The following is a 25,123-nucleotide window of genomic DNA, read 5'->3' as shown; positions in this document are numbered from 1 at the left end:
CCTCAATCGCCGGACGGGCTTCGGTGCTGGACCCAGTAACCTTGAGCGGGGCCATTTTCGGTCTGCCCCCTCGAACCCGTGATCAGGAAGGTGTACGCCACCGTGGAAACCGCCGCCCGGACCGCCCCGGCAGCAGTGATTGTCGCCATCGACGGCCCCTCCGGCACGGGCAAGTCCAGCACCTCCAAGGCCGTCGCCGCGCAGCTCGGCCTGAGCTACCTGGACACCGGCGCCCAGTACCGGGCGATCACCTGGTGGATGGTGAACAACGGCATCGACCTCGCGGACCCGGCCGCCATCGCCGCCGCCGCGCACAAGCCGGAGATCGTCTCCGGTACCGACCCGGCCGCCCCGACCATCAGCGTCGACGGCACCGACGTCGCCGGGCCGATCCGCACCCAGGAGGTCACCTCCAAGGTCAGCGCCGTGAGCGCGGTGCCCGAGGTGCGCACCCGGATCACCGAGCTCCAGCGCTCCATCGCCGCGGGCGCCGAGAAGGGCATCGTCGTCGAGGGCCGCGACATCGGTACGACGGTGCTGCCGGACGCCGACCTGAAGATCTTCCTCACCGCGTCCCCGGAGGCCCGCGCCGCCCGTCGTAACGGTGAGCTGAAGGGCGCCGACATCAAGGCCACCCAGGAAGCCCTGATCAAGCGGGACGCCGCCGACTCGGGCCGGAAGACCTCGCCGCTCGCGAAGGCGGACGACGCCGTCGAGGTGGACACCACCGAGCTCACGCTCCAGCAGGTCATCGAGTGCGTCGTCACCCTCGTCGAGGAGAAGCGAGCGACCCGTTGACCAGGCAGCCCAGCCGGACCAGGCAGCCCGGGCAGCGCACTGAGCTCACGCCCTCCGAGGCGGGCGCGGAGCTCGGCCGCCGGATCGGCGTCGGCCTGATGTACGGGCTCTGGCGCCCGCGGGTGCTCGGCTCCTGGCGGGTGCCCGCGAGCGGCCCGGTGATCCTGGCCGTGAACCACACGCACAACGTCGACGGCCCGATGGTGATGGGCACCGCGCCGCGGCCCGCCCACTTCCTGGTCAAGAAGGAGGCCTTCGTCGGCCCGCTCGGCCGGTTCCTGCGCCACATCGGGCAGTTGGAGGTCGACCGGTCCACCGCCGACCGGGCCGCGGTCACCGACGCGCTCGCCGTGCTCCGGGACGGCGGCGTCCTCGGGATCTTTCCCGAGGGCACCCGGGGCGAGGGCGACTTCGCGTCGCTGCGCGCGGGCCTCGCGTACTTCGCGGTGCGCAGCGGGGCGCCGATCGTGCCGGTGGCGGTGCTCGGCAGCACCGAGCGGCGCAGCCGGGTCGTGCAGGGACTGCCGCGGCTGCGCAGCCGGATCGACGTCGTGTTCGGGGACCCGTTCGACGCGGGGGACGGGAGCGGGCGGCGTACCCGTAAGGCGCTCGACGAGGCGACCGTGCGCATTCAGGACCGGCTGACCGGCCACCTGGAAAACGCCAGGCGTCTGACCGGACGCTGAGCGAGACTTTGAGTAGTGGGCCGCCCCGAGGCGGTCCACCGATCACGAAAATGACAGAGGTACGGACTTCATGAACGACCAGAACCTGCCCGAGGGCTCGGCCGGCTTCGAGCACGAGCACGGGGAGCTTGGCGACGCCGAGTACGCGGAGTTCATGGAGCTCGCCGCGGAAGAGGGCTTCGACCTCGAGGACGTCGAGGGCGCCATCGACGCGGCCGGGCACGGCCCGCTGCCGGTGCTCGCCGTCGTCGGCCGCCCCAATGTCGGCAAGTCGACCCTGGTGAACCGGATCATCGGCCGCCGCGAGGCGGTCGTCGAGGACAAGCCGGGCGTCACCCGGGACCGCGTCACGTACGAGGCCGAGTGGGCCGGGCGCCGCTTCAAGGTCGTCGACACCGGCGGCTGGGAGCAGGACGTGCTCGGCATCGACGCGTCCGTGGCCGCGCAGGCCGAGTACGCCATCGAGGCCGCGGACGCCGTGGTCTTCGTGGTCGACTCCACGGTCGGCGTCACGGACACCGACGAGGCCGTGGTCAAGCTGCTCCGCCGGTCCAAGAAGCCCGTGGTGCTGTGCGCCAACAAGGTCGACGGCCCCAGCGGCGAGGCCGATGCGACCGCCCTGTGGGCCCTCGGCATCGGTGAGCCGCACCCCGTCTCCTCACTGCACGGCCGCGGCACCGGCGACATGCTGGACGCCGTCATCGAGGCGCTGCCGGACGCCCCGCGCGAGACCTTCGGCGGTGCGGCCATCGGCGGCCCGCGCCGGATCGCCCTGATCGGCCGCCCGAACGTCGGCAAGTCCTCGCTCCTGAACAAGGTGGCCAAGGAAGAGCGCGTCGTCGTCAACGAACTGGCGGGCACCACCCGCGACCCGGTCGACGAACTCATCGAACTCGGCGGCGTCACCTGGAAGTTCGTGGACACGGCGGGCATCCGTAAGCGCGTCCACCTGCAGCAGGGCGCCGACTACTACGCGTCCCTGCGCACCGCGGCCGCCGTCGAGAAGGCCGAGGTCGCGGTCATCCTCATCGACGCCAGCGAAACCATCAGCGTCCAGGACCAGCGCATCGTGACCATGGCCGTGGAGGCCGGGCGCGCGATCGTGATGGCGTACAACAAGTGGGACACCCTCGACGAGGAGCGCCGCTACTACCTGGAGCGCGAGATCGAGACCGAGCTGGGCCAGGTCGCGTGGGCGCCCCGGGTCAACGTCTCGGCGCAGACCGGGCGGCACATGGAGAAGCTGGTCCCGGCGATCGAGACGGCGCTCGCGGGCTGGGAGACCCGGGTGCCCACCGGCCGCCTGAACGCGTTCCTCGGCGAGCTGGTCTCGTCCCACCCGCACCCGATCCGCGGCGGCAAGCAGCCCCGCATCCTCTTCGGCACCCAGGCGGGCACCAAGCCGCCCCGCTTCGTGCTCTTCGCCTCGGGCTTCATCGAGCACGGCTACCGGCGCTACGTGGAGCGGCGGCTGCGCGAGGAGTTCGGCTTCGAGGGCACGCCGATCCATATTTCGGTACGGGTGCGCGAGAAGCGCGGCCGCAAGAAGTAGGCGGCGGGTCTTCCGGAGCCGTATCGGTCCCGTCGGCTCGGTGGCCGCATCTGGGGGCTGCCGCCCCCAGACCCCCGCTTCGGATGGAGAGGGCCTAGGCCCGTTCCCAGCGCGGGCGGCGCGGGGCCGGGGGCAGGGCCGCCGGGGGGCGCGCTCCGCGCTGCCGCTCGGTCGCGTACCAGGAGAAGGACCCTGAGGACCCCTCCGAGTGGCCGGTGTGTTCGTGGTGGCCGGAGGAGTGGGCGGTGGGGTCCGGGTGGCCCGTGAAGCTGGTGTGGCTGCCCGGGTGTCCGTGCTGCGAGGCGTACGGCTGGCGGCTGTCGAAGCCCGGGAGGCCCAGGTCCTCCTCGCCGCTGCGGTCGCCGGGCAGGGCTTTGAAGGACCGGCGCCACTCCGCGTACAGCTCGTCGTAGATCGGTGTGGCCGAGCGGCCTGCGGAGGCGTCCCTCGCGGGGCGTCGCATGGGGGGAATCTGGTGGCGGGAGGGGTCGTAGGACGGCACGTAAGTGCAAACGACCCGGGGGCCTCATCGGATGCGGTACGAGCGAGTTCGTGCCGCATCCGAGTGAGGCTCCCCGGGTCGCGCCCAGGTGGTGCGAGGATCAGGCTCCGCTGAGGGGCATGGCCGCGGCGACCAGGCGGCCGCCGCCCGCCGCCTTGTCCAGGGCGTCGCGCAGCAGGTCCTCACGCGGCTGGTGGCCGATCGAGCCGACCGGGGCGCAGTAGACGAGGACCCGCCCCTGCTGGTGCGCCGCGGCCCGCCAGCCCTCCGTGACCTGGAGCGGCTGGTGCGCCTGCCACCAGGCGACCGAGGGGCTGTCGGCGCCGCCGGGCTGGAGCACGGCGTGCAGCTGCCCCGCGGCGAACAGCACCGACCAGCCGTTCAGCTCGGCCGGGGGCACGCTCAGCTCGCTGACCGGCGCGAACCCCTGCTCCACGAGGAGCGTCAGGAACTCGTCCCCGGAGGCGGTCGAGCCGGGCCGGGCGATGGGGCCCGTGGGCTCCACGACGAGCGCCGGGTGCAGCTCGCCCTGGAGCAGTACGAGCCCGCTGGTGACGCCGAGCACGGCCTGCCCGCCCGGGATCGGCCGGTCCGCCGGGGCCGCCGGAGCCGACAGGCCCTCCGAGGCGGCCTCGCCGGTGATGGAGCGTACGGCGCCCTGGAGCTGCTCCTCGGCGACCTTGACCACCTGTGAGGGGAGACAGGTGGCGTGGGCGAAGGCGAGGACCGCGGTCTCGTCGCCGACGAAGAGGACGGTGCTGGTGCGCTCCTGGGACGAGTCGCCCGGGGTGCGGCAGGACGTGCAGTCGTAACTGCCCGGGGAGTTGTCGCCGGTGAGCAGCCGGTCGGCCTCTTCATCGCCGATCTCGGCGCGTACGTCGTCGCTGACGTCGAGCATGCGCTGCACGGGTGCTCCTCGGAATTTCGGTGCGTCGCTCGGCCGGGAGGGCCCCGGCCCGTGAGCCGGCTCTTCATCCCGGCCTCATGCAGGGAACAACGGGCGATCAAGGGCGCAGGTCACGCGCGGCGGGGCGGCGGTTCCCGAGCCGGTCGCCGCCACCGCGGGCCGGTCCTGGTGGCGGGGTGAGCGGAGCTCTGCATTCCGGGCGGTGTACGGCGGTTGCTCGCGACCGGTCGCTCGACCGGGTGGGGCTCGTCCGTGCCGGGCGCGGCAGGCCCGTAGGGGCGGTGGGCCGCTGCTTAGCGTGACGCATGCCGAACAGACGTGTCTGGTCCGTAGCGCTACTCGCGGCTGTGCTCTCTCTGGCCCCGGTCGGTGAGGCTGCTGCTGCCTCGGCCGACGCCTCGGCCCACGCCCCGGCCCACGCCTCGGCCGACGTCCGCACCGACGACCGTTCCCAGGCCCGTTCCCGCGCGCGTTCGGACATCGCATGGCCGTCAGTCGCCGCCGCTCTCGTCTCCGGCCCCGCGGCCGCGTACTACACGGCGGCGCTCGAATGTCCCGCCAACAAGTCGCGGTGGACCTGCATCGCCGAGTGCGAGAGCGGCGGCCGCTGGCACGCCAACACCGGCAACGGCCACTACGGCGGGCTCCAGTTCGGGCAACCGACCTGGGAGGCGCACGGCGGCCTCGCCTACGCCCCGCGCGCCGACCTCGCCACCCGCGCGGAGCAGATCAAGGTCGCCGAGAAGGTACTCGAAACGCAGGGCTGGAATGCCTGGCCGGTCTGCGCCAAGCGGTACGGCTTCGGGAGCGGCCGACGCCACACGGTCACGGCCGGCGAAACCCTGAGCGGCATCGCGTCCCGCTACCGGGTCAAGGGCGGCTGGCCCGCGCTGTACCGCGCCAACCGCAAGACGGTGGGCAGCGACCCGGACCTGCTCGCCATCGGGACGGTGCTCGCCATTCCGAGGGTTGGGGCGAAGGGCTAGATAGGGGGTGTCTTACGGATCTTGGTTCGCGGCTCCCGCGGCGGACGGGGGCAAACAACAGCCCGTCCGGCGTTTGAGGACGAGGCCCTTAAGGCCGATGTGGGGGTCTGGGGCGGTAGCCCCCAGGGCGGCAACCCGGTCGACGGCACCGGGCGTGATCCGTAAGACCCCCTAGGCCCTCGCCCCTCGCTCCGCCGCCTCCCCGCTGAACACCACGGCGCCGCGGCGCAGTTCGTGTACGAGTACGGGTCTGCGTGCCGCGTCACCCGCCGTTCGCAGGGCGGTCGGCAGGTGCTGCTCGGCGATCAGGACCGCCGCGTCGAGGCCCGTGAGCAGGTCGTACGTGCGGGTGGCGATGGCCGGGGCCATGCCCTGGGTCGGCTCGTCGAGCAGGAGTACGCGGGCGTGCGACAGGTGGGCCAGTAAGGCTCGGGCCAGGGCGAGCATGCGTTGCTCTCCGCCGGAGAGGGTGCCCGCGCGTCGGGGGAGCAGGGGGCGCAGCTCCGGGTAGGCGTCCAGGGCCGGGCCGAAGTCGCCGTGTGAGGCGGCCAGTTCCAGGTTTTCGGCGGCCGTGAGCGAGCCGAAGACGGCTTGCCGGTCCGGTACGAAGGCCAGGCCGCGGCGGGCGCGGTCATGGGGGGCGAGCCGGGTCACGTCGGTGCCGCGCCACACGACGGCGCCCCCGGACAGCGGCACCGTCCCGGCGAGCGCCCGCAGTGCCGTCGTACGCCCCGAGCCGTTGCGGCCGAGGAGCACGGTCACGCCGGGGCGCACGGCGGCGAGGGAGACGCCGTGCAGCGCCTCCAGCGGGCCGTAGCGCACGCGTGCTCGGCGCAGTTCGATCTCGGCGCTCATGCTTCCGGCCGCTCCGTTCCGCCCCCGCTGCCCGAGCCGCTGCCCGGGGCCGCGCTCGGTGTGTCCAGGACCCGGTCCGGTGGGCCCGAGGCGACGATGCGGCCCGCGGCCATGACCCGTACGGTGTCGGCGAGTTGGTCCACCAGGTCGAGGTCGTGCTCGACGACGAGCAGGGCCGTGCCGTCCGCGGCGAGCGCCCGCAGGACCAGGGAGAGGTCCGCGACCTCGGCGGAGTCGAGGCCCGCGGCGGGCTCGTCGAGCAGCAGGACGTGCGGGGAGCCCGCGAGCGCCCGGGCCAGTTCGACCCGGCGCAGGGCCCCGGTGGGCAGCTCGGCGGCGGGCAGGTCCCGCACCGGTCCGTCGAGCCCGAGCAGTGCGAGCGCCCGGTCGGCGGCCTCGGGGTCGCGTACCCGGCCCTGCTCGGCACCGACGCGGACGTTCTCGGCGACGGTCAACGACGGGAAGACGGCGAGCTGTTGAAAGGTCCGCCCGATCCCCAGCCGGGTCCGCGCGTGCGCGGGCAGGCCCGTGATGTCCCGTCCCCGGAACTCCACCCGGCCCGCCTCCGGCCGCACGGTACCGGCCAGACAGTGGAAGAGCGTGCTCTTCCCCGCCCCGTTCGGCCCCACCACGGCGGTGATCCGCCCCGGTACGACCTCCAGATCGACCCCGTCGAGCGCGGTGAAACCGCCGTAGACGACGCGGAGTCCGTGGGCGGTCAGGGGCGTCAGCGGGGTCAGGGCCGTTGTCGGGGGGCCGGGTTCGGGCCCGTTGGGTGGTGAGGGGTCTGCGGGGTCGGGATCTGTGGGGCCGGGGTCGTCCGGATCGGGCTCTTCCGGCCCGGACTTGTCGCGTACGGGTGTGCCGGGCCCGGAGCCGCCGGCCGCGCGCCCACCCCGCGTACCCCCACCGCTCAGCCGGTCCCGCACCTCGACCCCGAGCGGCGTCAGGGTCGCCGTGGTACGGAGGCGCAGCGCGGCGGTGGCGGTGCGGAGGGCGTCGTACGGGCCGCCCGGGAAGCGGCCGATCAGGACGGCCAGGATGCCGATCACGGCTGCCGCGACGCCGCCGCGGGTGCCCGCGTCGAGGCCGACCAGGAGTGCCGCCGCGATCAGCGCGCCGAGCAGGGAGTCCGCGCCCAGGACCACGATCGCGGCGAACCAGAGGAGGCCGCGCACCGGGTCGTACGCCGCCGCGTCGAAGGCGCGCAGGCCCATCCCGAGCATGCCGCCGCCGAGCGCGGCGAGTGCCGCTCCCGCCACGAACGCCGCCACCTTCAGCGGCGGCACCGGCACTCCGGCCGCCGCCGCCCCCGCCTCGTGGTCCCGCATCGCCGCCAGGGCCCGCCCCGTGCGGCCCCGGCGCAGCGCCGCCACCGTGAGCAACGCGCCCGTGAGCAGGACGAGTTCGAGGACGTAGTACGCGCGGTCGCCCACGAAGCCCGCGGGGCGGGCGAGGCCGAGCCCGGCCGTGGCGTACGGCTGCGCGAAGACGAAGCGGCTCACGCCGACGCCGACCGCGAACGTCGCGAGCGCGAGCGCCAGGCCGTGCCGCCGGATCGCGGGCCAGCCGGTGAGCAGGCCGAGCGGTGCCACCAGGAGTACCGCCGTGCCGAGGGCGACCAGGTGCGGCAGGGCGGGCAGGCCGGGGAACCGGCCCGCCGCGAGCAGGGCCGTGAAGAGGGCGCCCAGGCCCGCGTACGCCGCCTGCCCGAGCGAGATCTGGCCGCCCCGGCCGGTGACGACCACCAGCGAGAGCAGCACCACCGCGAGCGCCGGGACCTGCACCGCCGTATGCAGGTCGGAGCCCGCGAAGCCGAGCGGGAGCAGGAAGAGCACGCCCGCCACGAGCCAGGCCCAGGGCGGTGTGGGCACCCGGGCCGTGGCGGTGCGCGGCAGCGCGTCGCGGTCCCCGACGCCGGGCAGCACCAGGGCCGCGACGAGCAGCGCCACCACGAAGAGATTGGCGCCCACCGCCCGGAGCAGCGGCTCGGCCAAGCCCGAGGGGTGCAGGCGGGTCAACTGGGCCTGGACGACGCCGAGTCCGAGTGCCACGGTCACCGCGATCGGCAGACTGCTCATGCCCGCGCCGACCGCGACCGCCATCACCTCCATGACCAGGAGGGGCAGCCCGAACGGGTCCAGGCGCAGATACGGCGCGAGCAGCACGCCGGTCAGTCCGGCCGTGAACGAGCCGAACGCCCAGCCCGCCGCCGCCACTCGGTCCGCGTCGATGCCGCCGAGCACGGCGAGCCGCCGGTTGTCGACGACCGCCCGCAGCTCGGCCCCGAACCGGGTCCAGCGGGTCACCGCCCACACCGCGAGGGCAAGCGCGAGCGTGGCGGCCAGCTGCCCCCAGGGCTCGGCGGGCAGCAGCCGGGGCGCGTCGGCGCGCGCGCCCTGGCCCCAGAGCAGGGCGGCCCCGCCGACCAGGAGCACGAAGACGCCGATGGAGGCCACCAGGGTCTGCGCGGGGTCGCTGCCGAGGATCGAGAGCGGCCGGAAGACGGCGCGTTCCAGGAGCAGTCCGATGCCGGGGGCGATTCCGAGGAGCGTGACGGTGGCCGCGAGCCAGAGCGGCCAGCCCCACTCGACGGTGAACTGGCGCAGTAGGTAGGCGCAGACCATGGCGACCGCGCCGTGCGCGAAGTTGAGCACGCCGGTCGCGCGGTACGTGACGATCAGGCCGATGCCGGTCAGCGCGGCCGCACTGCCGACCGCGAGCCCCGCGAGCGCAAGGTCGTACGTCAGCGAAGCCACGTCAGGCCCCGGCGGCGGGGCCGTCGGGCTCGGGGCCCTCGGGTGCCGGGTCCTCCTGTGGCCTCGTCCCGTCCTCCCGCGCCGCCGCTTCCTCCCGTCCCGCGTCCGGGGCACAGAGCGGGCACGGGGTCAACGTGCCGTTCGCGAGGGCTTCGGCGGCCACGGGGACGGCCTCCGGCTTGCCCGCGACGAGGGGGCAGTCGGAGCGGTGCCACAGCGTGCCGCCGGGGACCCTGAGCAGTTCGCCGGAGACCGCCCTCGGGCGCGCAGGGCCCGCCGCCCCCGGTAGCCCTTCCTCCGCGCCGCCCAGCGGAACACCCCGCTCCGCCGGTGCCGTAGCCACGAGGAGTTCGTACAGCTCCTGCACCCGGGCCGCGGCCAGGGCGTCACGGGCGTGGGCGAGGAGGACCGAGCCGGACACGATCAGGGCGACCCCGGGCAGCGTGCTGGACGCGAGATACGGGATCTGCCGCTCGGCGAAGCGCTCGCCGGACACTCCGTACCAGCCGATCACACAGAGCACCGCACCGGCGGCGAGGGCGGCGCAGGCCGCCCAGAGCAGCGGTCCCGTCGTGCGCGGTCGAGCAGTCCGCATCCGGGTCTCCCTGGTCATGTCAGCCGATCGGTTGCACTATGCCCTCCGCAAGCTGACCCTGAAAGCACCGGGCCGGTGCGGCCCGGACGAATACCCGGTGGTGAGCCACATGGTTCTCGGGAGCAGCCCCGGAGGGGGCATACGGGTTCGGGCTGCGGCATGGGCGGCCGCCGCGGTCCTGGTACTCGGAACGGCCGCCACGGCATGTGGGGATGACGATGACGGCGGTGCGCCGCCACCCAAGCCCCCCGCGGAGAGCACACCGACCGCACCGGCCGAACCGACGCCGACTCCGAGCGCGCCGGCCGACCCGGCAGCGGCCGAGCAGGAGATCAGGGAGAACTGGGTGAAGTTCTTCGACCCGAAGGTCAGCCTCCAGGACAAGGAAGCTGTCCTGGAGAACGGGGCGAAGATGCGCCCGGTGCTCCAGGCCTTCAGCGGTGACCAGCGTGGCCGGCAGGTCGCGGCGGAGGTCAGCAAGGTGAAGTTCACCTCGGCGACGCAGGCGGAGGTCACCTACTCGCTCGCCCTCCAGGGACAGACCGTGATGCCCAGCGCGACCGGGACCGCGGTGGAGCAGGACGGCACGTGGAAGGTGTCGGTCAAGACGCTGTGCGCGCTGGTGCAGTTGAGCGGCAATGCGTCGCCCGTCCCGGGCTGCTGAGCCCGGACGGGCCGCGCGGTCCGGTCGGTCCGACGGCCCCCGGCGGGCCCGGGTCGCGGGTCGCGGGGCCCGGGTCGCCAAGCGCCGGGCCCGGGCCGTCGGCGCTGCCGTCGCGGGCCTGTTGACGCTGTTCGCGGCGGGCTGCGGCAGTCGGCTGCCGGAGAGCGACTTCACCGGTGGCCGGTCCACCGCCGAACCTCCGCGGACCGACGGGGAACCGCTGCGCGTCGGCATCATCGCCAGCCGGACAAGCCCGGTCGGCGGCGAGACGTTCACCGGCCCGGGCACCGGCGCCCGGGCCTACTTCGAGCGCCTGAACGCGCGCGGCGGCATCGACGGGCGCAAGGTCGAGGTGCACACCTGCGACGACGGCGGCAGCGGCGTCGGCAACAACGAGTGCGTGGACAAGCTCGTCGAGGAGCGGAATGTCGTCGCGCTCGTCGCCACCACGGTGCTCGACTACGCGGGCGCGCCCCGGGTCGCCGCGGCAGGCGTCCCCGACATCGGCGGACAGCCGATCGGACCGGCGTACGACACCTATCCGCATCTCTACTCGATCTACGGCAGCCTCGCCCCGCGCGACGGCGGCAAGCCGGGCTGGGACGGCAAGCAGTACGGCGGCACGGAGGTCTACCGCTACTTCAAGCGCGAGCACGGCGCCCGTACCGCCGCGGTGGTCTCCTACAACCAGTCCGCGTCGGCGGCGTACGCCCGCCTTGTGACCCGGGGCCTGAGGGAGGAGGGCTACCAGGTGGTGACCGAGCAGGTCGACTTCGCGCTGCCCAACTTCCGTGCCGTGGCCGCGGACTTGAAGGATCAGGGCGCCGACCTCGTCTTCGACGCGCTGGACACGCACGGCAACGCGCGGCTGTGCGAGGCGATGGACCAGGTGGGCGCGGACGTCACGGCCAAGGTCACCAACGCGCAGAACTGGGCCGACACGGTCGCCGAGGACTACAAGAACGCGCCGCGCTGCCGCAACGCCCTATGGGTGACCGGGTCGAGCCGTAACTACGACGACCGGAACCATCCGGCCGTACGGGAGTTCCGGGAGGCGATGGCGGGGCTCGGCGGAGGGTCCGCCGCCGGGCCGCTCTCCCAATGGGCCCTGGAGGGCTGGGCGGCCGCCCGCTGGTTCACCGACGCGGCGACGGCCTGCCAGCGGGAGAGCGGCGACGTCACGCGCGCGTGTGTGGACCGCTTCATGAACCGCGACGAGCCCTACACCGCGGGGGGCCTGCTCCTTCCGGTCGTCTTCGAGGAGCGCGCCGAGCCGCCGCGGACCCGCCGCAGCTGCCTGTCCGTGGCCCGCTGGCGGAACGGCGAGGGCTGGGTCTCCCAGGGCGACATGACGGAGAACTGCTTCGAGGTCCCGCAGTTGGCGTACGAGCCGTAGCGTTTCTGGGCACGTTCCGCGCACGTCCATCTGATGACCTCTCACTGGCCCGGACGTGGAAAGTGATCGGGAGGTTCCGGAAAAGCGATCCCAATGCGACAACTGTTGGGGCACAAGTCGGTTATGCTGCCCAACCTTCGCACCCCGATCCCGGTCTAACCCTGCGGTAGGCGGACGAGAAGGGCTAGTCCGCGGAGAAGCGTGGGATACGGGGACGCATGCACATCTCTTTCCTTATTCACAACGCGTACGGAATCGGTGGGACGATCCGGACCACATACAACCTGGCCAACACTCTGGCCGGACAGCATGACGTGGAGATCGTCTCGGTGTTCCGGCACCGCGACGAGCCGGTGTTCCAGGCCGACCCGCGCGTGCGCGTGCGTCACCTCGTCGACATCCGCAGGGGCACCAACGGGTACGAGGGCCGGGATCCGGAGTATCTCACCCCGGCGCGGGCCTTCCCGCGGGCCGAAGGCCGCTATCGCCAGTACAACGCGCTCACCGACCGTCGCATCGCTGACCACCTTGCGACCGTCGACGCCGATGTTCTGGTGGGCACCCGGCCGGGGATCAATGTGCAGCTCGCCCGGCAGGCGCGGCGCGGCCCCGTCCTCGTCGGGCAGGAACACCTCACGCTCGACAGCCACTCCGGAGCGCTGCGCGCCCAGCTGCGCGGCGCCTACCCACGGCTCGACGCGGTCACCACGACCACGGAGGCCGATGCCGCCTCGTACCGCCGCCGTATGCGGCTGCCCGGAGTGCGCGTGCAGGCCGTGCCCAACTCGGTTCCGGCGCCCGGCGTCGCGCCCGCGGACGGCAGCGGCAAGTGGGTCGTGGCGGCCGGGCGGCTCGCCCCGGTCAAGCGGTACGACCTGCTGATCCGGGCCTTCGCCCAGGTGCGCGCGGCCCGCCCGGACTGGCGCCTGCGGATCTACGGCGGCGGCAAGCAGAAGGACCGCCTTCGCGCCCTGATCGACGAACTCGGGCTGTACAACCACGTGTTCCTGATGGGGCCCGCGCACCCCATCGACCCGGAGTGGGCCAAGGGCTCCATCGCCGCGGTCACCTCGAGCCTGGAGTCCTTCGGCATGACCATCGTCGAGGCGATGCGCTGCGGGCTCCCGGTGGTGTCCACGGACTGCCCGCTCGGACCCGGCGAGATCATCGACAACGGCGTCGACGGCCGCCTCGTCCCCGTCGGCAACGTCGACGCCATCGCCGACGGACTGCTCGAACTGATCAACGACGACGACCTGCGTGGGCAGATGTCCGCCGCAGCGCTCAAGGGCTCCCAGCGCTTCGACCCCAGCCGGGTCGCCGAGCGCTACGAGTCCCTGTTCGGCGAGCTCACCGGGCGCGGCCGCTCGGGCCCGCTCGGCCGGATCCGCGGCTCGCTGCACCGGACCAGGGGCGCGCTGCTCGGCGGCGCCTACGCGGTCCGGGACGCGGGGCGCGGAGCCCTGCGGAAGGGACGTACCGCATGACCGCCGTGCTGCCGCCGCCCACCGGAGACCTCGCCGAGGAGATCCCGGCGCCGCAGGCCCGGGCCGACTGCGTGGCCGACTCGGCGGGCGGCCTGACCTTCGACTTCGCCGCCGAGGAGGCCCGGGGCGCGCGCTACCTGCTGCTGCGGCTGCGCACCGTGGACCCGGCCGCGGGCGGCGAGGTCCGGCTGCCGCTCACCCCGGCCGGGAACGGGCGGCTGCGCGCCGTACTGCCCAGCACGGTGACGCTCTCCGAGGGGCGCTGGGACATCTACACCGACCCCACCGGACACGACGGCGACGCCTCGGACGGCGACGCCTCGGACGGCGACGCCTCGGACGGCGACGCGTCGGACGGCGACGCGACCCGGGACCGGTCCCGTGACCGGTCCCGTGACCGGTCCTGTGGCGTGCCGCGGCGGATAGTGCCCGGCGTCAACGACCTGCGCTCCCTGGTCGACCGGTCGCCGACCGTGACGCGGCCGCATGTGGCGGTGCGCATCCCGTACACCACGAAGTACGGCAACCTCACGGTGCGCGCCTGGGACCGGGCACCGCACGCCGAGGCGGGGGAGCTGTGCGTCGAGTCGGACGCCCTGACCGTGCACGGGCGGCTTTACGGCACCCCGCTCATGCCGAATGCGTACGCCGAGGTGCGCGACCGCCGGGACCCGGCGGGGGTCCGGCGCACCCAAGTGACCGCCCAAGGCGCCGACTTCAGCTTCTCGGTGGCGTACGAGGACGTGGCAGGGACGGCCGGAACATGGGACCTCTGGCTTCTTCCGGCGGGGGCGAGCGGGCCGCAGGCGCGGGTCGCGCGGCTCCTGGACGACGTGGCGGACAAGAAGCACATCTTCACGTATCCCGCGGTGCGGGTGGGGGACTCCCTGGTGCGGCCGTACTACACGAAGGACAACGACCTGTCGCTGCGGGTGGGTTGAGGCGCGGAGGGTCTCCGGCGAGCGGCCAGTGCCCCAGGGGTTGCGGAAGGTACCTGTCCGCAACCCCTGTCACACTTGCCCCATGCTGGAGACCTCGGCACGTCTGCTCCGTCTGCTCTCGCTCCTTCAGGCCCACCGCGAATGGTCCGGTGCCGACCTCGCGGAGCGCCTCGGCGTCACGCCGCGCACCGTGCGCCGCGATGTCGACCGGCTCCGCGAGCTCGGCTACCCCGTGCACGCGAGCCCCGGCACCGGTGGCGGCTACCAGCTGGGCGTGGGCGCCGAGTTGCCGCCGCTGCTGCTCGACGACGAGGAGGCGGTGGCCGTCGCCGTCGGCCTGCGGTCGGCCGCCGGGCAGGGCGTCGACGGCATCGGCGAGACCTCCGTACGCGCCCTGACCAAGCTGGAGCAGGTCCTTCCGGACCGGCTCCGCCGCCGGGTCGGCGCGCTCAACGCGTTCACCGTGCCGATGCTGCGCGGCCCCGGACCCGCGACGGTCGACCCGGGGCTGCTCACCGAGCTCGCCGGGGTCTGCCGGGACGCCGAGCGGCTCCGTTTCGAGTACCGCGACCACCACGGCACCGCGACCCGCCGCACCGTGGAGCCGCACCGCCTGGTGTGCACCGAGCGCCTCTGGTACCTGGTCGCCTGGGACCTCGACCGGGAGGACTGGCGTACGTTCCGCGTCGACCGCATCACGCCCAAGCCGCCGCACGGCCCGCGCTTCGCGCACCGCACCCCGCCCGCCGACGACCTCGCCGCCTATGTCGCGCGGGGCGTCTCCACGCGCGCGTACGCCGAACAAGCGGTGATACGTCTCCTGGTGTCCAAGGAAGAGGCGGCCGGGCGGATCTCGCCCCCGGCCGGAATCCTGGAGGCCGAGGGCGAGCACAGCTGTCTGCTGCGCACCGGGTCGTGGACCCTGGAAGCGCTGGTGGTCCATGTGGCGCTCCTGGGCTACGAGTTCGAGGTCCTTGAACCCGTGGAGCTCACCGCGCACATCACGGTGCTGCGGGACCGTCTTTCCCGGGCGCTCGAGCGGGGGACAGCTCCTGAGCGTCCGGGGAGCCCTGACCGTCCCGGGGAGACGGCACGGCCCCGGCCGTGAGCGCCGCGTCCGCCCCGATGGTCGACACGGTGTTGAGCACCGTGAACCCGTCGGCCGCCAGATAGTCCGCGTACCGCCGTGGCATGCCTTCCGCGCCCAGCCAGTGCTGCACCAGGAACGTGGTGTGGAAGCCGGCGAACAGCGTCCAGAACTGGATCTTCCCGAGCCGTTCGTCGAGCAGCTTGCCGGTGAACTTGGGCCACCAGAAGAAGAACCCGGCGAACATCGCGAAGACGACGGTGCCGAACACCACGTAGTGGAAGTGCGCCACCACGAAGTACGTATCGGTGACGTGGAAGTCGAGTGGCGGCGAGGCGAGCAGCACCCCGGTGAGGCGCCCACACCACGAGGGAGAGCCCGGTGATGGCCATCGTGGCGCCGACGAGCATCACATAGCCGAAGATCGGCTTCCGCGAGAACACCGGCAGGATCTCCGTGATGATGCCGAAGAACGGCAAGGCGATGATGTAGACCTCCGGATGCCCGAAGAACCAGAAGAGATGCTGCCAGAGCAGCGCACCGCCGAACTCCGCCTCGAAGACCATCGAATGGAACCGCCGGTCCGCCTCCAGGACGAGCAGCGCGGCCGCGAGCACCGGGAACGCGACGAGCACCAGGATCGAGGTGAAGAGCACGTTCCAGGTGAACACCGGCATCCGGAACATCGTCATGCCGGGCGCCCGCATGCCGATGATGGTGGTCGGGAAGTTCACCGCGCCGAGGATCGTGCCGAAGCCGGAGAGCGCGAGCCCCATGAGCCCGCCGAAGAGGAACAGCCAGTACGACAGCCTGTTGAGCCGTGGGAAGGCCACGTCGGGGGAGCCGATCTGGAGCGGCATGATCTCGTTGGCGGAGCCCGCGAAGGTCGGCGTCGCGAAGAGCACTCCGGCGGTGCGGCCGACCGTGGCTGCGTCCGTCCCGGCGTCTGTCCCCATCTGCGCCCCCTCGTGGCGTCGACGAATCGGGCCTGCGGGCACCCGCCATGATGCGCGCGCCGGGGGCTGCTCCAACAGGGTGCGTCCCCGCCGTTTTCGGCCTCCGGCGGGCGGGCGCGAGCGGTGCCCGGACCGGCCAATCCGGCGCATGACGAACGCGCCGTCAGAATGGCCGGATGCGGGGCTCTTCGTAATTCAACGGAATTCCGTGAGGCTGTTTCAGCGACCCCTTTCCGGCCCGATTTTCGGCCCATCGCTTTCTTCTTGCGGGCCTGTCGGGGGCCCGCCGCGGGCGCTGTTCTTCACCCGTTGAATCGCTCGTCCGTGTGATGCGGGAATGGGCAAACGTGTGTGGCGATCTTGTGACACAAGCGTGACCGTCGGGCTACGAGTGACCCGTGGGACCCGCCCGCCTAAGGTGTCCGCATGGCACCTCTACCGAACGCCCCACAGGAACCCGACGACGAGCTCGAGGCGTATGTCGGACTCGATGCCGAGGCCGCCGAGCGGCAGGCCCGGGAGCGCGGCTGGACGACGGTCCGGGCGCTGCCGCCGGGCGCGATCATCACCATGGAGTACGTCGGCGGGCGGCTGAACTTCGAGGTCAAGGACGACACCGTGACCCGCTGCTGGAAGGGCTGAGCGGCCACCCGGCACACGCCGCACGCCCGCGGGATACGCCTGCGGAACAACCCGCACCCGGAAACGCCGAAGGCCCCGGACTCCTCTGTGGAGCCGGGGCCTTCGTGCTGCGGGCGAGGTGTGTGCGTACCGTCCCGCGGTCGGGTCAGCCGCCCGCCGCCGTGCGGGCCGACGGACTGGTGGAGCGAACGCGGCCGGAGCCGACCGTGGTCACCGGGGTGTCGGGGTGCGGCGGCCTGCGGCTGCCGACCGGACCGACCGGGCCGCGCTCGGAGCGCACCGTATGGCCGCGCTGCGTGAGGTGGCCGGCGGGCCGGGCGGCGCGCGGCGCGGCGGCGCCCACCGGCACCGGAGTGCCGTCCGCCGGGGTGTGCTGCGGGAGCAGCACGGGCGCGGGGGCCGGGGCGGGCGCCGTGGCCGGGACGGCGGTGCGGCGGCCCTTGAGCAGCCGGTCCCGCTGGGCCAGGAGCCACGCCTCGACCCGGGCGATCAGCGGTTCGCACCAGGGCAGCGCGAGCAGGATGAGCAGGCCCGCGGCCCAGCCGAGCAGGACGTCGCTCAGCCAGTGGGTGCCCAGGTAGACGGTGCTGAGGCCGACGCCGAGCGAGACCACCGCCGAGAGCGCCGACAGCCAGCGGCGGGCGCGCGGCGTGGCCGCGAGATAGGCGAGGATGCCCCAGGTCACCACGGCGTTCGCGGTGTGGCCCGAAGGGAATATGTCGCCGGTCAGCCACATCTCGTTGGATCCGATGGTGGTGGCGTAATGCGGACCTTCCCGGCCCATGCTCAGCTTGGCCGCGCCCACCGTGACGTTGAGCAGCAGCAGCGAGGTGCCCAGCATCAACAGCGGCCGCAGCGTGTGCTGCCGCCAGGAGCGCCAGCCGAGCCAGGCCGCGACCATCACGGCGGTCGGCCCGCGCTGGCCGAGGACGACGTAGTAGTCGATCCACGCGTGCAGCTCGTGCCACTGCTGGTAGGGCCGGAAGAACATCAACTGCCAGTCGAGGCGGACCAACCACGAAGTGTTGATCACGGCCACGACGATCAGGGCATAGAAGACCAGCGTCGAGCCGAACAGCACCATCCTGTGCGGGCTCATCCGCGGTACATCGAGGCCCTTCGGCCGTTCCGGCTCACGGTCCAGACGGGCAAAGAGCCGGTCCAGACGGGTGAGGTTTCGTTCGGTACGCACACAATCGACGCTACAGCGAGTGAGTCCGGGGCCAGGTCGAATCGCGGGGTTTGTGATGACGATGTGATGTGGGATAGATCTCAGCCCCGCCTTTATCCCGGGACTTTCGATTAAGTCGGATGACCGTGGGGTCCCATTTTTTTATGCGGTGCTTACCTGAATTTTAGGTGGTGGATAAAAGCGTTCGGTGCGAGCGGCCGGATTATGCGAGCCGATGGTGCGGAGCGCAAACGGATCACGGCGGTCCGGAGCCGTTCAGCCAGAACGCCCCGTACCCCGCCGAGACCACGGCCACCGCCCCCAGCAACGCCGCCGACCTGCGGATGCGCCACCGGGCCAGCGGCACCGCGAGCGGCAGCAGGAGCGGGAAGGCGGGCAGCAGCAGGCGCGGTTTCGAGCCGAAGTAGCCGGAGGCGCAGAGCGCCAGCGCGACCACGATCCCGCAGTAGACAAGGAGCGGCAGCGGCTGGCCCTGGCGTATGCAGCGCCCGTACAGCCAGATGACGAGGGCGACGCCGACGATCAGCCCGAGCCCGGCGAGCGCGTCCGGGAAGGACGTGAACTTCTCGGCGACGAATCGGGCGAACGCCCAGCCCCCGTCGAAGCCGTTGCCCCACCCCGCCTGCACGTCGAGGTAACCGAAGAGCCCGCCGCCGGTCCGCCGCCCGACCCACAGCACATAGCCCGCGGCACCGAGCGGCGCGAACACCGCGCCGAGCACCGGCCGCCAGGACCGCTCCAGGGACAGCCGCCCGAAGCCCCGCTGCACCCGCCCGGAGGCCCCCTGCACCCCCGCGGAGTCCCCGGCGGCCTGCCGCTCCCGCACGAGCGCCGCCACGGCGGCCACCCACACCGCCGCCACCACGACCGCCCCCACCGGCCGGGTCAGCCCGGCGAGCGAGGCGAGCACCCCGGCCCACACCCAGCGCTCCCGCAGGACCGCGTACAGGGACCAGGCCGCGAGCGCCGTGAACAGCGCCTCGCTGTACGCCATCGACTGCACGATCCCGACCGGAAGCACCGCCCACAACGCCACCGCACAGACCCCGGCCCGCCGGCCGTACAGCCGGTCCGCGATCGCGAAGATCCCGCCCGCCGCGCACACCGACGCGACCGCGCTGACCACCAGGCCCGCATCGGCGTACGACAGCGGGCTGACCGCCGAGACGAGCCGCTCCAGCCACGGAAGCAGCGGAAAGAACGCCAGGTTGGAGTGGACGCTGCCGTCCGGAAGCCGCACCTCCCAGCCGTAGCCGAAGTCCGCGACCCGGGTGTACCAGAGGGAGTCCCAGCGCGCCGAAAGCAGCGTGTGCGCGCTCTTGCCCGCGACCGCCGACCAGACCGCGAGAACGGTGAGTCCGAGGGCGCGCACGCCCACGTACACGAGCAGCGCGGGTGCGGCCCGGCGCAGCGCGTCGGCGACCGGAGCCATACGGGTCGCCGGGGCGCGTTGATCAATATCGGTCACAAGCTCGATTATGGGTGCGCACCTTCGGTCGCGGTCGGTCGCGGGGGAGTGCCTGCGGTCGCGGGTGGAACCGCGGCGGCCCTACGCTGCGTGCTTGTCCGGGGCGGGGGTGGCGCACACCACACAGTGGCGTACGCCACAGTCCGTCGGTCCGCTGCGTGAGAGGTCCACCACCTCCCACCCGCGAGGACTCGCGTACGCTGGCGGTTCACTCGTACACGCAGTCGGGCACAGTCGGGCCCGGAAGGCTGCCCCGCAGGCCGCCGGCGTACGAGGACCACTGGGAGGTACTGCATGTCCGGGACGACCTCGGCCGCTTCGACGCGGCCCTCGGCATCCCGGTTTCTGGAGCGCATCGGCATCGGACGCCCCGGCGGTGCCAACCGCTGGGTCATTCTCGTCGTCCTCTGCGTCAGCCTCGCGATCGTCGCCATCGACTCGACCGTCCTGCACGTCGCCGTGCCCGCGGTCACCGAGGACCTCAAGCCCGGCGGGATCCAGCTCCTCTGGATCGTCGACTCCTACCCGCTGGTCTGCGCGTCCCTGCTGATCCTCTTCGGCACCCTCGGCGACCGCGTCGGCCGCAGACGCGTCCTGCTGCTCGGGTACGGCCTGTTCGGCGTCGCCTCCGCGCTCGCCGCGCTCGCCCACGACCCCGCGCTGCTCATCGCGGCCCGCGCACTGCTCGGCGTCGGTGGCGCGATGATCATGCCCGCGACCCTGTCGATCGTCCGGCAGGTCTTCCCGGACCGCCGGGAACGCGCCCTCGCCATCGGCATCTGGAGCGCCGTGGCCGCCGTCGGCGCCGCCACCGGACCGCTGCTCGGCGGCTTCCTGCTCGAACACTTCTGGTGGGGCGCGGTCTTCCTGGTCAACATCCCGCTGATGTTCGCCAGCCTCCTCGTCGGCCGCTGGCTGCTCCCCGAGTCCAAGGGCGACCGCGACGGCCCGTGGGACGTGGTCGGCGCCCTCATGGCCGCGGCCGGACTCTTCGGCCTCGTGCTCGGCGTGAAGCGGGCCGGTGGCGGCGAGGGCGCGCTCAGTGTCATGACGCTCGTGCCGCTGCTGCTCGGCGCGGCCCTGCTCGTCGCTTTCGTGCGCCGCCAACGCCGCCGCAAGCACCCCTTGGTCGACCTCACGCTCTTCGCCCGGCCCGCCTTCGGTACCTCGGTCGGCTGCATCGTGCTCGCGATGCTCGCCCTGGTCGGCCTGATGCTGATCGCCGCCCAGTACCTCCAGCTGGTGCTCGGCCTCTCGCCTCTGGAGACCGGCCTGCGGATGGTGCCGCTGACGGTCGCCGCGATGGCGGGCGGCCTCTCCGGCTCCTTCATCCTGCCCCGGCTCGGACCGCGCCGGATGGTCGCCTTCGGCTTCTGCCTCACCGCGGGCGCGGTGCTCCTGCTCACTCTCATGGGTCACCGCGACAACCTCGCGCTGCTCCTCACCGGCTTCGTGCTGCTCGGCTTCGGCCTGCAGACCACGCTGTTCGGCGCGTACGAGTCGATGCTCAGCGATGTCACGCAGGGCCAGGCAGGCGGCGCCGCCGCCATCGGCGAGACCGCCTACCAGCTGGGCGGCGGCATCGGCATCGCCTTCATCGGCAGCGTCATGAACGCCGCGTACGCCCCCGGCATCGGCTCGGTCCCGGGCGTTCCGGCGGCGGCGAGCGAGGCGGCCAAGCACTCGCTCGGCGAGGCGTACGAGGTCGCGAACGGCCTCGACGCGGCGGCCGGGGACGCGCTGCGCACCGCGGCCCAGGGCTCCTTCGTGCACGGCCTGCACGTCACGCTGCTCGCCAGCGCGGGCCTGCTGCTCATCGGCGCCCTCGCGGCCCTGAAGCTGCCCCGCACCATGGAGATGACCAACGCGGTCGACCTGGACCCGGAGCCCACGGAGCGGCCGGAGCCACAGTCCGTGACCCGCTCGGAGCCGCAGCCCGCGGTCGAGGCGGAGCCCAGGTCCATACCGGTGGAACACAAGCGTCCGGCGCCGCCCGCCCAGCGCACGGAGCTCCGCGAGCGCCCCGTGGTCTCCGCCGAGTCGACCGGCTACCCCCGCTGACCTGCGGGCGTCGTTCCGGTCGCGCCCGCGCGCCCGCCCGCCACCGCCCCGGTGATGCTCTGGACGTACGGAACACTGTCGCCGTAACGTCGGCCGAACACTGACTACCACCGCTAGTTTCGGCGCCGCGCAGCATCACATGGAGGCCCCCCGTGTCTGCCCGCACCCCGTTCGACCCGTTCGATCCGCTCGGCATCGACGACCTGCTCGCACCCGAGGACCTCGCGATCCGCGACACCGTGCGCAGTTGGGCCGCCGACCGGGTCCTGCCGCACATCGCCGACTGGTACGAGCGCGGCGAGCTGCCCGGCATCCGTGACCTCGCCCGCGAACTCGGCGCCCTCGGCGCCCTCGGCATGTCCCTGACCGGCTACGGCTGCGCGGGCGCGAGCGCGGTCCAGTACGGCCTCGCCTGCCTGGAGTTGGAGGCCGCGGACTCCGGCATCCGCTCGCTCGTCTCGGTGCAGGGTTCCCTCGCGATGTACGCGATCTGGAAGTTCGGCTCCGAGGAGCAGAAGCAGCGCTGGCTGCCCGCCATGGCGGCGGGCGAGACCATCGGCTGCTTCGGCCTCACCGAACCCGACCACGGCTCCGACCCGGCCTCGATGCGCACGTACGCGAAGAAGGACGGCACCGACTGGGTCCTCAGCGGCCGCAAGATGTGGATCACCAACGGCTCGGTCGCGGGAGTCGCGGTCGTCTGGGCGCAGACCGATGAGGAAGGGGCCGGGATCCGCGGCTTCGTCGTCCCGACGGACACCCCCGGCTTCTCGGCGCCGGAGATCAAGCACAAGTGGTCCCTGCGCGCCTCGGTCACCAGTGAACTCGTCCTGGACGAGGTCCGGTTGCCCGCGGATGCGGTCCTGCCCGAAGTCACCGGCCTGCGCGGTCCGTTGAGCTGCCTCAGCCACGCGCGCTACGGCATCGTCTGGGGTGCGATGGGCGCGGCCCGCTCCTGCTTCGAGACCGCCGTCGACTACGCGAAGACCCGCGAGCAGTTCGGCCGGCCCATCGGCGGCTTCCAGCTCACCCAGGCCAAGCTCGCCGACATGGCGGTGGAGCTGCACAAGGGCATCCTGCTCGCCCACCACCTGGGGCGCCGCCTCGACGCGGGGCGGCTGAGGCCCGAGCAGGTCAGCTTCGGCAAGCTCAACAACGTACGAGAAGCGATCGAGATCTGCCGCACGTCCCGGACGATCCTGGGCGCCAACGGCATCTCGCTCGAGTACCCCGTGATGCGGCACGCCACCAACCTCGAGTCGGTGCTCACCTACGAAGGCACCGTAGAGATGCACCAGTTGGTCCTTGGCAAGGCACTCACCGGGCTTGATGCGTTCCGGTAGAAGAATCAGCCCGTCCGGCGTTTGCGGACGAGCGCTCCCCCAAGCTCTCGGCTTCGCTCGAGCAGGGAGGTACCCTCCTGCGCGCGATGAGGCGGGGGTCTGGGGGCGCAGCCCCCAGGTGCGGCAACCGAGCCGACGGCGCGAAACGGAATCCGGAGGTCGCGCCCGGCGCCCGCGGCCTCAGCTCTGGTTGAAGAAGCCGTCGGACGGGCGCCCCGCCGCCTCGCCGTTGACGATCCGGGTGTCGGCCGGGGTCAGCAGAAAGACCCGGTTGGCCACCCGCTCGATCGAGCCGCGCAGACCGAAGGTCAGGCCCGCGGCGAAGTCCACCACGCGCTTGGCGTCGCCCGGCTCCATGGACGTGAGGTTCATGATGACCGGGACGCCGTCCCGGAACATCTCGCCGATACCGCGCGCGTCCCGGAAGCCGTCCGGGGTAACGGTGCCGATCCGGCGGCCCTGCTCCTCGGCCGCCTCGGACGCCACCTGCACCCGGGGGTCGGTCACCCAGGCGTCGCCGGGCTCGGCCTGTTCGCCCGTCTCGTCTTCGTAGCCGTTGTAGTAACGCTCGTCATCGTTGTCGTCTACGAGGCCAAGCCAGGCACTCGCCTTGCGCACCGATCCCATGGACGCCTCCTTTCACAGCGGTTTCTGCTGTCCGCGATTCCTATCGTCGTCCATGATGCGGATAGGACGCCAAGGGGATAGTCGCCGCACGAGGGTTTCGTGACGGTACTGGTGCAGAACATGCCCCCATTCTCCAAGGCCATTACTGGGCAAGGCTGCTGACAGTGAGTGAAATATGACTTGTTCGGCGTCCGGGTGACGACGGGCGTGTCGCGATGATCGAAGTGGCCGATACGATTCCGTGCGTACGTGCTGAACGAACCACGGGGGAACGTCGTGTTCGGAATGGTCCGGCCCTGTACACACCGGCTCGGTGAGGGACTCAAGGCCCAGTGGATGGCGCATCTCTGCGGGCTCTGCCTCGCGCTGCGCCGCGATCACGGCCAGTTCTCGCGGGTCGTGACCAATTACGACGGGCTTCTCATCTCGGTTCTGACGGAGGCTCAGACCGGTGTCGGGGCCGGGGCGGTGGCCGGTGGGCGGCGCACCGCGGGGCCCTGCGCACTGCGCGGGATGCGCACCGCATCCGTCGCGCACGGTGAGGGTGCCCGGCTCGCCGCGGCCGTCTCTCTGGTGCTCGCCTCGGCCAAGGTGCGGGACCACGTGGTCGACCGGGACGGCCTGTTGGGCCGCGCCCCGGTGGCCGCCGCCGCGCGCCGGGTGGCCCGCGGCTGGGACAAGGCCGGGGCGCGGGCCGGTGCCGCGGTCGGCTTCGACACCGCGGTGCTCCTCGACGCGGTGGACCGGCAGGGCGTTGTCGAGGCGCTCGCGGGTCCTGGCACGCCGGTGCTCGTGGTCACCGAGCCGACCGAGACGGCGACGGCCGCGGCCTTCGCGCACACCGCCGTGCTCGCCGGGCGGCCGGGGAACGCCGGACCGCTCGCCGAGGCGGGGCGGCTCTTCGGGCGGCTCGCGCACCTCCTCGACGCGGTCGAGGACCAGGTGGCCGACGCCGCCTCGGGCGCGTGGAACCCGCTGACGGCCACCGGCACCTCGCGCGCCGAGGCGCGTCGGCTCGCCAGCGACGCGGTGCACGGGATCGGCCTCGCGCTCAAGGACGTGGAGTTCACCGACGGGCGGCTCGTGCACCAGCTGCTCGTGCACGAACTCGGCCGCTCGGTGAACCGGGCCTTCGGGACGGCGAGCTGCGCGCATCAGCGGGCCGAGGACCAGCACGGGCAGCAGGGGCAGTACGGGCAGCAGGGCGGGAATCCGTACCAGGGAGGGAATCCGTACGCCGGTGGCGCGAACCCGTACGCGGGTGGCGGGACCGGCAACCCGTACCAGGGCGGCGGGTCCGATGGCTCCGGTGGAACCGGCGGCTCTGGTGGGTCTGGTGGAACCGGCGGCTCCGGTGGGTCCGGCGGGTGGGGCAACCGGGACTGGGGGCAGGGCGGGCGGTTCGAAGGGCCCAAGCCCCGTGGCTTCTGGGCGGGTTGCGCCGCCTTCATCGGTCTGTGCTGCACCTGCAAATGGTGCTGTGCCGAGGAGTACGAGGGGCCCTGGTCCCGGAAGAAGCGCGAGGGCTGCTGTCACAAGTGCGACGACTGCTGCAACTGCGGAAACTGCGAGTGCTGCTGCCCCTGCGACGGCTGCTAGGGCCGTCTCCTGCCCTGGCC

Annotated in this window: 20 protein-coding genes and 2 pseudogenes; 13 read left to right on the top strand and 9 right to left on the bottom strand. The window is 72.7% G+C overall.

Annotation, left to right across the window (positions count from 1 at the left end; genetic code table 11):
• Positions 1-102: 102 nt before the first annotated feature.
• From cmk to der, 3 genes are all read left to right on the top strand, one after another.
• Entirely contained in the window at positions 103-798 is a 696-nt protein-coding gene (cmk, locus tag ACWD10_RS25435; RefSeq protein ID WP_451094839.1) for a (d)CMP kinase, read from the top strand.
• On the top strand, positions 756-1,484 hold the full coding sequence (locus tag ACWD10_RS25430) for a lysophospholipid acyltransferase family protein (protein WP_451094767.1): 729 nt from the start codon (positions 756-758) through the stop codon (positions 1,482-1,484). The genes cmk and ACWD10_RS25430 overlap by 43 nt, the downstream gene beginning before the upstream one ends.
• A 70-nt stretch (positions 1,485-1,554) precedes the next feature.
• A complete protein-coding gene (gene der, locus ACWD10_RS25425) occupies positions 1,555-3,036 on the top strand; it encodes a ribosome biogenesis GTPase Der (protein ID WP_451094765.1) in 1,482 nt (493 codons plus the stop codon).
• 94 nt (positions 3,037-3,130) lie between these two features.
• On the opposite strand, the gene ACWD10_RS25420 is transcribed toward der, so the two are convergent.
• Together ACWD10_RS25420 and ACWD10_RS25415 are read right to left on the bottom strand one after the other, a co-directional pair.
• A complete protein-coding gene (locus tag ACWD10_RS25420; protein ID WP_451094763.1) occupies positions 3,131-3,499 on the bottom strand; it encodes a hypothetical protein in 369 nt (122 codons plus the stop codon).
• 139 nt (positions 3,500-3,638) lie between these two features.
• Positions 3,639-4,445, bottom strand: a complete 807-nt coding sequence (locus tag ACWD10_RS25415; protein ID WP_451094761.1) for a hypothetical protein — start codon at positions 4,443-4,445, stop codon at positions 3,639-3,641.
• Positions 4,446-4,750: 305 nt separating this feature from the next.
• Here ACWD10_RS25415 and ACWD10_RS25410 point away from each other — a divergent pair, with 305 nt between their 5' ends.
• On the top strand, positions 4,751-5,431 hold the full coding sequence (locus ACWD10_RS25410; protein ID WP_451094759.1) for a transglycosylase family protein: 681 nt from the start codon (positions 4,751-4,753) through the stop codon (positions 5,429-5,431).
• A 171-nt stretch (positions 5,432-5,602) separates the two neighbouring features.
• On the opposite strand, the gene ACWD10_RS25405 is transcribed toward ACWD10_RS25410, so the two are convergent.
• The 3 genes and pseudogenes from ACWD10_RS25405 to ACWD10_RS25395 form a co-directional block, all read right to left on the bottom strand.
• Entirely contained in the window at positions 5,603-6,286 is a 684-nt protein-coding gene (locus tag ACWD10_RS25405) for an ATP-binding cassette domain-containing protein (RefSeq protein WP_451094757.1), read from the bottom strand.
• The gene (locus ACWD10_RS25400; protein ID WP_451094755.1) at positions 6,283-9,045 is read right to left on the bottom strand and encodes an ABC transporter permease subunit; all 2,763 of its coding nucleotides are present in this window, start codon (positions 9,043-9,045) and stop codon (positions 6,283-6,285) included. The genes ACWD10_RS25405 and ACWD10_RS25400 overlap by 4 nt, the downstream gene beginning before the upstream one ends.
• 106 nt (positions 9,046-9,151) lie before the next feature.
• Positions 9,152-9,640 (bottom strand): annotated as a pseudogene (locus tag ACWD10_RS25395) (hypothetical protein); the annotation flags it as partial.
• 109 nt (positions 9,641-9,749) lie between these two features.
• Between ACWD10_RS25395 and ACWD10_RS25390 the strand changes: the two are divergent.
• The 5 genes from ACWD10_RS25390 to ACWD10_RS25370 all read left to right on the top strand — a co-directional run bounded on the left by ACWD10_RS25390 (position 9,750) and on the right by ACWD10_RS25370 (position 15,236).
• On the top strand, positions 9,750-10,304 hold the full coding sequence (locus tag ACWD10_RS25390) for a hypothetical protein (protein ID WP_451094753.1): 555 nt from the start codon (positions 9,750-9,752) through the stop codon (positions 10,302-10,304).
• Entirely contained in the window at positions 10,279-11,700 is a 1,422-nt protein-coding gene (locus ACWD10_RS25385) for an ABC transporter substrate-binding protein (protein WP_451094751.1), read from the top strand. Before ACWD10_RS25390 ends, ACWD10_RS25385 begins: the two co-directional genes overlap by 26 nt.
• Before the next feature lie 218 nt (positions 11,701-11,918).
• Positions 11,919-13,187: a glycosyltransferase family 4 protein gene (locus ACWD10_RS25380; RefSeq protein ID WP_451094749.1), complete on the top strand. Its 1,269-nt coding sequence runs from the start codon at positions 11,919-11,921 to the stop codon at positions 13,185-13,187.
• Entirely contained in the window at positions 13,184-14,128 is a 945-nt protein-coding gene (locus ACWD10_RS25375) for a hypothetical protein (protein ID WP_451094747.1), read from the top strand. Before ACWD10_RS25380 ends, ACWD10_RS25375 begins: the two co-directional genes overlap by 4 nt.
• An 82-nt stretch (positions 14,129-14,210) precedes the next feature.
• Complete coding sequence (locus tag ACWD10_RS25370) at positions 14,211-15,236, top strand: helix-turn-helix transcriptional regulator (protein WP_451094745.1); 1,026 nt, start codon at positions 14,211-14,213, stop codon at positions 15,234-15,236.
• A gap of 10 nt (positions 15,237-15,246) precedes the next feature.
• On the opposite strand, the pseudogene ACWD10_RS25365 reads toward ACWD10_RS25370, so the two are convergent.
• Positions 15,247-16,120, bottom strand: a pseudogene (locus ACWD10_RS25365) (cbb3-type cytochrome c oxidase subunit I); the annotation flags it as partial.
• 477 nt (positions 16,121-16,597) lie between these two features.
• On the opposite strand from ACWD10_RS25365, the gene ACWD10_RS25360 reads away from it, so the two are divergent.
• Positions 16,598-16,813, top strand: coding sequence for an I78 family peptidase inhibitor (locus ACWD10_RS25360; RefSeq protein WP_451094743.1), 216 nt, complete (start codon positions 16,598-16,600; stop codon positions 16,811-16,813).
• Positions 16,814-16,958: 145 nt separating this feature from the next.
• Here the strand turns inward: ACWD10_RS25360 and ACWD10_RS25355 are convergent, their stop codons facing one another.
• Positions 16,959-18,005: a phosphatase PAP2 family protein gene (locus tag ACWD10_RS25355; RefSeq protein ID WP_451094741.1), complete on the bottom strand. Its 1,047-nt coding sequence runs from the start codon at positions 18,003-18,005 to the stop codon at positions 16,959-16,961.
• A gap of 235 nt (positions 18,006-18,240) precedes the next feature.
• Complete coding sequence (locus ACWD10_RS25350) at positions 18,241-19,437, bottom strand: glycosyltransferase family 39 protein (RefSeq protein WP_451094838.1); 1,197 nt, start codon at positions 19,435-19,437, stop codon at positions 18,241-18,243.
• 330 nt (positions 19,438-19,767) lie between these two features.
• On the opposite strand from ACWD10_RS25350, the gene ACWD10_RS25345 reads away from it, so the two are divergent.
• Together ACWD10_RS25345 and ACWD10_RS25340 are read left to right on the top strand one after the other, a co-directional pair.
• Complete coding sequence (locus ACWD10_RS25345) at positions 19,768-21,534, top strand: MFS transporter (RefSeq protein ID WP_451094740.1); 1,767 nt, start codon at positions 19,768-19,770, stop codon at positions 21,532-21,534.
• Between the two features lie 152 nt (positions 21,535-21,686).
• Complete coding sequence (locus tag ACWD10_RS25340) at positions 21,687-22,877, top strand: acyl-CoA dehydrogenase family protein (protein WP_451094738.1); 1,191 nt, start codon at positions 21,687-21,689, stop codon at positions 22,875-22,877.
• Positions 22,878-23,057: 180 nt separating this feature from the next.
• Here the strand turns inward: ACWD10_RS25340 and ACWD10_RS25335 are convergent, their stop codons facing one another.
• Complete coding sequence (locus tag ACWD10_RS25335; RefSeq protein WP_451094736.1) at positions 23,058-23,504, bottom strand: cell division protein SepF; 447 nt, start codon at positions 23,502-23,504, stop codon at positions 23,058-23,060.
• A 276-nt stretch (positions 23,505-23,780) separates the two neighbouring features.
• Between ACWD10_RS25335 and ACWD10_RS25330 the strand changes: the two genes are divergently transcribed.
• Complete coding sequence (locus ACWD10_RS25330; protein WP_451094836.1) at positions 23,781-25,103, top strand: DUF5685 family protein; 1,323 nt, start codon at positions 23,781-23,783, stop codon at positions 25,101-25,103.
• The last annotated feature ends 20 nt before the right edge of the window (positions 25,104-25,123 follow it).

The sequence above is a fragment of the Streptomyces sp. NPDC002851 genome (genome assembly GCF_053591935.1).
Note: the sequence above shows the minus strand (reverse complement) of the source record. Positions and strands in the feature narration are given on the sequence as shown.